Below are 8,352 nucleotides of genomic sequence, written 5' to 3'. Positions count from 1 at the left end.
CAGGGCGGCGGCCAGGAGCGCCCGGTCGGCCCGGCTCCCGGCGTTTCCGTTGCACACGACAATGGCGGCCTTGGGCGCAGCGCCCGGAGCAGCCTGGGCCGGGGGGACGAACCACGCCCCGAGCTGCAAGCCGTCCTGTGTCTCGAAGGTCAGCTCCTGGGCGCCGGGCAGCACCCGCGCCGCCGGCGGCGGGGTTCCCATGGGGAAGTAGACGAGCCGCCGCTGGAACCACCACACGGCGGCCAGGAGCACCAGGTACGCCGCACAGGCGTAGGCGACGAAGCGCAGTATCTGGGTCACGGCGCGGGATCTCCCCGGGGCAGTCCGGCGGGCACGTCCACAGGTTGTCTTCTCACCGTGAGCTCCCCCTCGTCACAAGCCTCCGACGAGACTTCGCCTGCTCAGTCCACCGAGGCAGGAATGTTCGCCTGGCTCGTGCCCCGTCGCAATCGAAATCGAAGTCGGGGAAGTCGAGATCCGTCGATGGGATGGGTCTCGACGCTGTCCACCTCGTGAGCGGTGCCGTCGGCGGCACCAAAGGGCACGAAACCCTGGAACCACGAAGACACGAAGGCACGAAGCCACAAAGGAGATCACGGGAAGGAGAGGGGCCCGGTTCCTGTGGGCTCCCGCCTCCTTGAATCGCTCCAGGCCGTGTGCTACCGTCGCGCCTCTGGTTTTTCTGGGTTTCCCGCGGGTTTTCGGCCGTCCTTGCCGTCCCCGGCCCGCGTCGCGAGGAGCGCACCGATGGACCCCAAGTACATGCCCCAGGAGATCGAGGAGAAGTGGCAGCGGCGGTGGGCGGAGGAGCGGACCTTCGAGGTCGGGGAGGACCCTTCCCGCCCCAAGTACTACGTCCTCGAGATGTTCCCCTACCCGTCGGGGCGCATCCACATGGGGCACGTGCGCAACTACACCATCGGCGATGTGGTGGCCCGCTACAAGCGGATGCGGGGCTTCCACGTGCTCCACCCCATGGGGTGGGACGCTTTCGGGCTGCCGGCCGAGAACGCGGCCATCCAGCACGGGGTGCATCCCGCCAAGTGGACGCGGGAGAACATCGCCTACATGCGCAAACAGCTCCAGCGCATGGGGTTCTCCTACGACTGGACCCGCGAGCTCGCCACCTGCGACCCCTCCTACTACAAGTGGGAGCAGTGGCTCTTCCTCAAGATGCTCGAAAAGGGCCTGGCCTACCGAAAGCAGCAGGCGGTGAACTGGTGCGCCTCGTGCGAGACCGTGCTCGCCAACGAGCAGGTGGAGCAGGGCCAGTGCTGGCGGTGCGGCACGGTGGTCGGGGAAAAGGAGCTCTGGGGCTGGTTCTTCCGCATCACCCAGTATGCCGACGAGCTCCTGGGCTGGACGGAGCGGCTTCCCGGGTGGCCGCCCCAGGTGCTCACCATGCAGCGCAACTGGATCGGCAAGTCCTACGGCGCCGAGGTGGAGTTTCCCCTGGCGGACCGGGAGGGGGCGATCCGGGTCTTCACCACCCGGCCCGACACCCTCTACGGGGTGACCTTCATGAGCCTTGCCGCCGAGCATCCCCTGATTCCCGAGCTCGCCCGTGGCACCGGGCGGGAGGCGGAGGTGCTCGCCTTCGTGGACCGGGTGCGCCGGGAGGACAAGACCAAGCGCTCCGCCGACGACTACGAGAAGGAGGGGGTCTTCACCGGTGCCTACTGCGTGAACCGGCTCACGGGGGACCGGGTGCCCATCTTCGCCGCGAACTTCGTCCTCATGGAGTACGGCACCGGCGCGGTGATGGCGGTGCCCGCCCACGACCAGCGCGACTTCGAGTTCGCGCGCAAGTACGGCCTTCCGGTAAAGGTGGTGATCCAGCCCGAGGGCCCTGCCCTGGACGGGGCTGCCATGGGGGAGGCCTACGTGGGAGAGGGCCGGATGGCGAGCTCCGGGCCCTTCGACGGGGAGCCCAACGTGCAGGGCATGGCGAAGGTCACCGCCCACCTGGAGGAGCAGGGCTGGGGAGCGGGAACCGTGAACTACCGGCTGCGGGACTGGGGCATCTCGCGCCAGCGGTATTGGGGCGCCCCCATACCCGTGATCCACTGCGAGACCTGCGGCGTGGTGCCGGTGCCGGAGAGCGAGCTGCCGGTGGCGTTGCCCGAGGACGTGGACTTCGGGCAGGAAAAGGTGCCCGGCCTGGCCGAGATCCCCTCCTTCTACGAGACCTCGTGTCCCGCCTGCGGCAAGCCCGCCCGGCGGGAGACCGACACCATGGACACCTTCGTGGAGAGCTCCTGGTACTTCGCCCGGTACGCCTGCCCCGACTTCGCCCAGGGCATGCTCGACAAGGCGCGCACCGAGCACTGGATGCCCGTGGACCAGTACATCGGCGGCATCGAGCACGCGGTGCTCCACCTGCTGTACTCGCGCTTCTATACCAAGGTGCTGCGGGATCTCGGCATCGCGGCGGTGGACGAGCCCTTCACCAACCTCCTCACCCAGGGGATGGTGTGCAAGGAGACCCAGCGCTGCCCCACCCACGGGTGGCTCCTACCCGAGGAGGTGGCCGAGGGCTCCTGCGCCAAGTGCGGGGCGGCGGTGGAGCGGGGGCGCACCGAGAAGATGTCCAAGTCGAAAAAGAACGTGGTGGACCCGGAGCACCTGGTACGCAACTACGGCGCCGACACGGCGCGCCTCTTCAGCCTGTTCGCCGCCCCGCCCGAGAAGGACCTGGACTGGAACGAGGAGGGCGTGGAGGGGGCTTCCCGGTTCCTGCGCCGGGTGTGGCGTCTGGTGGCGGAAAACGAGGGGTGGCTCCGGGACACCCGCGCCTTCCCCGGAGGAGAGCTGGAAGGGGCGTCGCTCGCCCTGCGGCGCAAGGTCCACGAGACGGTGAAGAAGGTCACCGAGAACATCGAGGACCGCTTCCACTTCAACACCGCCATTGCCGCGGCCATGGAGCTCGTGAACGAGCTGGCTTCCTTTCAGCCCCAGAACGAGGGCAGCCGGCAGGTCTTTCGCGAGGCGGTGGACGCCCTCCTCAAGCTCCTGGCGCCCATGGTGCCCCACGTGGCCGAAGAGCTCTGGGAGGCCCTGGACAACGCCACGCCCCTGGCCCACACCCCCTGGCCCGCCTGGGACGACGCAGCGCTGCGCAGGGAGACGGTCCTGGTGGTGGTCCAGGTGAGCGGCAAGGTGCGCGGCCGTATCGAGGTGCCCGCCGGCGCCGCCGAGGACGAGGTGCGTGCCACCGCCCTGGCCGACGAGAACGTGTGCCGCCACCTGGAGGGAAAGACCCTGGTCAAGGCCGTCTATGTCCCCGGCCGGCTGCTCAACCTGGTGGTGAAGTAGGGCGACGGGTGACGGGTGACGGGTGACGGGTGACGGGAAACGCGCAACCCGCAACGCGCAACCCGCCATCCACAACGGACAACGGACAATGGACCACCCCCTTCGCCTTCCCGCCCTCCTGCTGATCGCCCTGTCGCTCTTCGCCGGGGCGCTTGCCCCGGCGTGCGGCTACCGGATCGTAGGGCACGGGGCCGGCGGAACCCGGAGCCTGTGGATCGCGCCGGTGCCTGACGAGAGTGCTGAGCCGCTTTTCGGGCCGGCCCTGGGCACCGAGCTCAACCGCCAGGCGGTGGATCGGGGCGGCCTGGCCCTGGTGCGGCGCGGCGCGGCCGACGCCCACCTCACGGTGGCGCTGGACCGGCTCACGGAGGCGGGGGCTGCCTACGTGGCGGGGGACCTGGTGCGGGAGTACGTGCTCACGGGGGAGGTCACGGCCACCCTGTCCGCCCCCTCCGGCGAGGTGCTCTGGAAGGGGAGCGGCATTCGAGCGGACCGGGAGTTTCCTGCCGGCGCCGGCGTCAACGAGACCCGCGTCCACAAGGATCGGGCGCTGGCGCTGCTGGCCCGGGATCTGGCCCGGGAGGTGCTGCGGCGGGCCGGTCTGGCGCTGGAGACGGCCCCGTGACCGCCGCGCCCGTGGTCTGCATCCTGGGCGAAGAGGCGTTCCTGGCGGACCGGGCCCTGGCCGAGGTGCGGACCGAGGCCCTGGCGGGGGGCGACCCCGGCCTCAACTCCCAGGTCTTCGAGGCCCCGGGGGCGAGCCCGGCGGAGGTGCGCAACGCCGCCCGCACGCTGCCCTTCCTGGGCGCCCGGCGCCTGGTGATCGTCAAGTCGGCGGACCGGTGGAGCGCGGACCAGTGGAAGGTGCTCCTGCCCTACCTGGAGAGCCCCAGCCCCACCACCTGCCTCGTCTTCCTGGCACCGGCCCTCGACAAGCGGCTGGCGTCCACCAAGGCCCTCCTGCGCACGGCCCGCGTCGTGGAGTGCGCGCGTCCCCGGGAGCGCGACCTGCCCGGCTGGGCCCGGCGCCTGGCCGAAGAGGCCGGCCTGCGGGTGGACGGGCGCATTCTCGAAGCCCTGCTGCTCCGGGTTGGCCCCGACCTCCAGTTGCTCAGCCAGGAAATCGAGAAGCTGCGGGTGTTTGCCGGGGAGGGAGGGCGCGTCACGGCCCAGGACGTGGAGGCCCTGGTGGGGGAGACCCGGACCACCACGGTCTTTGCCTTCTGCGACGCGCTCGGAAAGCGCGGGCTCCCCGGTGCCCTGGGGGGCCTTCGCCGGCTCGTGCAGCTCGGGGAGCCCGCGCCGAGGCTCCTCTTCATGATGGCGCGCCACTTCCGGCACCTGTGGATCGGGCGGGAGCTCCTCGACGCCGGGCGGCGGCCCGACCCCCGGGCGGCGGCCTCCGCCATGGGAGTGCCGCCCTTTGCCGCGGAGAACGCCCTGCGCCAGGCGGCGGGGTGGCAGCGAGACGAGCTCAGGGAAGTCTTCCGGCGCCTGGTGGGGGCCGATCTGGCCCTCAAGTCGGGCGGCGGCGACGAGGTGCTGGAGGCCCTGGTGCTGGGCCTGGCGGGGTCCCCCAACGCAACGCGCCCCGGCGGGGGCCGGGGCGCGGGAGGGTCGAAGGGGGATGCCCTCAGGCCTTGAGGGCCGCCACCTGCTGGGTCAGGCGCGAGATGTGCCGCGCCGCCTTGTTCTTGTGGATCACGTTCTTGGCCGCCGCCTGCTGCAGGTAGGGCCCCGCAGCCTTCAGGGCGGTCTCGGCCTGGGCCGCATCCTTGGACTCGATCGCCGAGAGCACCGCCTTGAGCAGGTTGCGGTACCGCGTGCGAACCGCCTTGTTGCGCAGGCGGCGCTTTTCGTCCTGTTTGATCTTCTTGAGTGCGGACTTGTGATTCGCCAAGGCGGACCTCCCGGTTCGTCGACGCTCGGAAACTTGGAAAACGGCCTTTTAGCATCCCCGGCGCTCCAGTGTCAAGCGGCGCGCCGGCTCTTCCCTCAAATTTCACCCCGGCCGACCGGGTTCCGGGGGGCTCCGAAGGGGCGGATCTGCTTCGGTCGGGCCGTCCCGGTGAAGCCGAGGACCTCCGCCAGGGCGCGGGCGACGGGGGCGGGGTTCTCCAGGGGCGCCAGGTGACCGGCTCCCGGCACGATCTCGAGGCGGGCCCCCGGCACCTGGGCCGCCATGCGGCGCGCCACGCCCGGGGGGGTCAGGCCGTCGTGCTCCCCGCACAGGATCAAGGTGGGCACCCGGATGAGCCCCAGAACGTCCTCGTAGGGAATCCGCCGGAGAATGGCCCCGACCCCCGCGGCGAAGACCTCCGCCCCGAGGTCGCGCCCCATGGCCAGCACCAGGTCGAGCGCGGGCCCCTCGGCCGCGCGGGAGGGCGCGAGCACGCTGGCGGCAAACGCCCCCAGCACCTCGGGGAACTGGCCCGCGTCGAGCAGGCGCAGCACTTGGCGCCGCTTGGCGGCCCGCTCGGGGTCGTCGGCGAAGGCGGTTGTGTCCACCAGGGCCACGGCCCGCACCTTCTCGGGTGCCAGGCGCAGGAGCTCCAGGGCCAGGTAGCCCCCCATGGAGAGGCCCGCGACGCCCGCCGACCCTTCTGCCGCGTCGTCCAGGAGGTCGGCGAGCTCGACGGCGGCCTCGGGCAGGCTGGCCCGCCCCCAGGTGCGGGGGTAGAACAGGGTGAATCGGTCCCGCAGCAGCGCTCCCACAGGCTGCCACAGGCGGTCGTCACAGCCGAGACCGGGAAGAAGGAACAGGGGAGGGCCGCAACCTTCTTTCGAGAACTCCATCGCGCACCTCGGTGCAGCGGAGGGACCGGGTGGGCAGAGTACCCCATCGCGCCGCTTCGTCAACCCTCCGTTGTGCCCCGGGGGCGTTCTTGGTAGAAGGAAGGGGAGGTTCTCCGGGGCGGCGCCGGCAAGGCGCGGAAGGACGAGGGCATGGGCGCGGCATTTCCGTTTCCCGAGCTCGGGCAGGTACTGTGGCCGGTGGCCTACCGGATGACCGTCTCCTTCCTGTGCGGCGCCATCGTGGGTGCGGAGCGGGAGTGGAAGGGAAAGCCCGCCGGACTGCGGACGAACATCCTCATTTGCCTGGGGGCGACCCTCTTCACCATCGTCTCCGAGCTCATGCCGAATCTCTCGCCCGAAGGGCCCCACGAGACCACCCGCATCGCGGCGCAGATCGTGACCGGGGTGGGGTTTTTGGGGGCGGGCGCGATCCTGCGCAGCGGCCGGGGGGTGTACGGCCTCACGACGGCCGCCACCATCTGGCTCGTGGCGGCCATCGGGATGGTGGTGGGCGCGGGCTTTCCGCTCCTGGGCCTCCTGACCGCGGTGATGACGGTGCTGACCCTCACCGGCCTGGGGCGGATCGAGCGGCGCATCCTGGGGGCGTGCGAGATGCGCACTATGGAGGTCCGCCTAGGGCCAGACCAGCCGCTGGCTCGCGCGCGCCTCGAGACCGTGCTCGAATCGGCGGTGTGGCCGACCCGGGTGGAGTGCATCCAGACCGGCGAGGGGGGGACCACGGTGGTCTTCCACTACTGCGCGCGCCACGCGTCCCACCGGTCGGTCCTGTGGGATCTCGGCCAGGCCCTGCACTGAGGGCCGGCTCCCTCCCAGAGGCGGAACCAGGAGGGGCGGCATCGTCAGGCCGGATGGAAGCGCCGCCGGCCATCGACGATTCCGATTTGACTGGCGCAGCGCCCGCGCCCGTAGCATGCGGGGAGCGGGTGCCACCGAAGGATGTCCAGAGGAGGATCGCCGACATGGCGGAGACGATCGACTGCCGGGGGCTCGCCTGCCCCGAGCCGGTGCTGCGGGTCAAGGCGGCCCTGGGGGCGGCGCCCGCAGGGGCGGTTTCGGTGCGGGTGGACGATCCCGCGGCCCGGGAGAACGTGCGCCGGTTCGCCGAGTCCCAGGGCTGCGCCGTGGACGTGCGGGACGACGGCGCGGGGTGGCTCGTCACCGCTGTGCGCGGTGGCGCGTGCGCCGAGGCCCTGGCCGGGCCCGGGGCCGCTGCGACACCAGAGCCGGCCGCCACCGCGGTGCTCATCGCGTCGGACGGGCTGGGCCCCGAGCCCGAGCTCGGGAAGATCCTCCTGCGGGCCTTCCTGAACACGCTGGGCCAGGCCAGCCGGCGCCCGGCGAAGCTCCTCTTCCTCAACCGGGGGGTCTTCCTCACCACCGAGGGGTCCGAGGCGCTCGAAGCCCTCGCCGAGCTCGAGCGGGGGGGCACCGAGATCCTCAGCTGCGGCACCTGCCTGGAGTTCCTGGGAAAGAAGGGCGCTCTGCGGGTGGGGAAGGTCTCGAACATGTACGACACCGTGGAGACCCTGACCGGCTCGTATCGGGTCGTGTCCCTCTCGTGAGGAAGCCATGTCGGAAGGCCGCCCCGAACTGCGCCTGACGGCGCTCTCCCGCGCCTCGGGCTGAGGGGCCAAGGTCGGGCCAGGGGACCTGGCCGCGGCGCTCGGCTCCCTGGACGTCCCCGTGGACTCCCGCGTGCTCGTGGGGCTCCACACCGGGGACGACGCAGGGGTCTACCTCCTGGACGAGAGCCGGGCCCTGGTGCAGACCGTGGACTTCATCACGCCGGTCGTCGACGACCCCTTCCTCTTCGGCCGGATTGCCGCGGCCAACTCCCTCTCCGACGTCTGGGCCATGGGCGGCCGCCCCCTCACCGCCCTCAACGTCGTGTGCTACCCGGCGTGCGACGTCCCGCCCTTGGTGCTCGCCGAGATCCTGGCGGGGGGTGCCCTGGCGGTGCGGGAGGCCGGGGCGAGCCTTCTCGGCGGCCACACGGTGGACAACCCGGAGCTCGTGTACGGCCTCGCGGTGACCGGCCTCGTGGACCCGGCCCGGCTCCTCACCAACGCCGGGGCCCGGCCGGGGGACCTGCTGGTGCTCACCAAGCCCCTGGGGCTCGGGCTCCTCGCCACGGCGGTCAAGGCGGGCTTGGCCGCTCCCGAGCACGCCCGGGCCAGGGGGGAGGTCATGGCCGCACTGAACCGCCCCGCGGGGGAGCTC

At 71.5% G+C, this 8,352-nt stretch carries 9 protein-coding genes; 6 read left to right on the top strand and 3 right to left on the bottom strand.

The window, feature by feature from the left end; genetic code table 11:
• Positions 1-300: alpha/beta hydrolase (locus AB1578_19555; GenBank protein ID MEW6490091.1), on the bottom strand; the 300-nt coding region annotated here is incomplete at its 3' end.
• Positions 301-747: 447 nt separating this feature from the next.
• On the opposite strand from AB1578_19555, the gene leuS reads away from it, so the two are divergent.
• The 3 genes from leuS (at position 748) to holA (ending at position 4,959) form a co-directional block, all read left to right on the top strand.
• Positions 748-3,315, top strand: a complete 2,568-nt coding sequence (gene leuS / locus AB1578_19550) for a leucine--tRNA ligase (protein ID MEW6490090.1) — start codon at positions 748-750, stop codon at positions 3,313-3,315.
• An 88-nt stretch (positions 3,316-3,403) separates the two neighbouring features.
• A complete protein-coding gene (gene lptE, locus AB1578_19545; GenBank protein ID MEW6490089.1) occupies positions 3,404-3,940 on the top strand; it encodes an LPS assembly lipoprotein LptE in 537 nt (178 codons plus the stop codon).
• Positions 3,937-4,959, top strand: coding sequence for a DNA polymerase III subunit delta (gene holA / locus AB1578_19540; GenBank protein ID MEW6490088.1), 1,023 nt, complete (start codon positions 3,937-3,939; stop codon positions 4,957-4,959). The genes lptE and holA overlap by 4 nt, the downstream gene beginning before the upstream one ends.
• On the opposite strand, the gene rpsT is transcribed toward holA, so the two are convergent.
• Together rpsT and AB1578_19530 are read right to left on the bottom strand one after the other, a co-directional pair.
• On the bottom strand, positions 4,949-5,215 hold the full coding sequence (gene rpsT, locus AB1578_19535; GenBank protein MEW6490087.1) for a 30S ribosomal protein S20: 267 nt from the start codon (positions 5,213-5,215) through the stop codon (positions 4,949-4,951). The genes holA and rpsT overlap by 11 nt on opposite strands.
• A gap of 95 nt (positions 5,216-5,310) precedes the next feature.
• Positions 5,311-6,111, bottom strand: a complete 801-nt coding sequence (locus tag AB1578_19530) for an alpha/beta fold hydrolase (protein ID MEW6490086.1) — start codon at positions 6,109-6,111, stop codon at positions 5,311-5,313.
• A 150-nt stretch (positions 6,112-6,261) separates the two neighbouring features.
• Between AB1578_19530 and AB1578_19525 the strand changes: the two genes are divergently transcribed.
• The 3 genes from AB1578_19525 to selD all read left to right on the top strand — a co-directional run.
• Positions 6,262-6,927: an MgtC/SapB family protein gene (locus tag AB1578_19525; GenBank protein MEW6490085.1), complete on the top strand. Its 666-nt coding sequence runs from the start codon at positions 6,262-6,264 to the stop codon at positions 6,925-6,927.
• A 164-nt stretch (positions 6,928-7,091) separates the two neighbouring features.
• Positions 7,092-7,694, top strand: a complete 603-nt coding sequence (gene yedF, locus AB1578_19520) for a sulfurtransferase-like selenium metabolism protein YedF (GenBank protein ID MEW6490084.1) — start codon at positions 7,092-7,094, stop codon at positions 7,692-7,694.
• A gap of 7 nt (positions 7,695-7,701) precedes the next feature.
• Positions 7,702-8,352 (top strand): selenide, water dikinase SelD (gene selD / locus AB1578_19515; protein ID MEW6490083.1); only part of this gene is annotated, 651 nt, incomplete at its 3' end.

Source organism: Thermodesulfobacteriota bacterium (genome assembly GCA_040756475.1).
In the GTDB taxonomy this organism is placed as follows: domain Bacteria; phylum Desulfobacterota; class Deferrisomatia; order Deferrisomatales; family JACRMM01; genus JBFLZB01.
Note: the sequence above shows the minus strand (reverse complement) of the source record. Positions and strands in the feature narration are given on the sequence as shown.

Bases quoted from the DNA above. Each gene is read 5' to 3' on its own strand.
- lptE (MEW6490089.1), top strand. From the start codon at position 3,404: ATGGACCACCCCCTTCGCCTTCCCGCCCTCCTGCTGATCGCCCTGTCG.
- leuS (MEW6490090.1), top strand. From the start codon at position 748: ATGGACCCCAAGTACATGCCCCAGGAGATCGAGGAGAAGTGGCAGCGG.
- AB1578_19530 (MEW6490086.1), bottom strand. From the start codon at position 6,111: ATGGAGTTCTCGAAAGAAGGTTGCGGCCCTCCCCTGTTCCTTCTTCCC.
- AB1578_19525 (MEW6490085.1), top strand. From the start codon at position 6,262: ATGGGCGCGGCATTTCCGTTTCCCGAGCTCGGGCAGGTACTGTGGCCG.
- yedF (MEW6490084.1), top strand. From the start codon at position 7,092: ATGGCGGAGACGATCGACTGCCGGGGGCTCGCCTGCCCCGAGCCGGTG.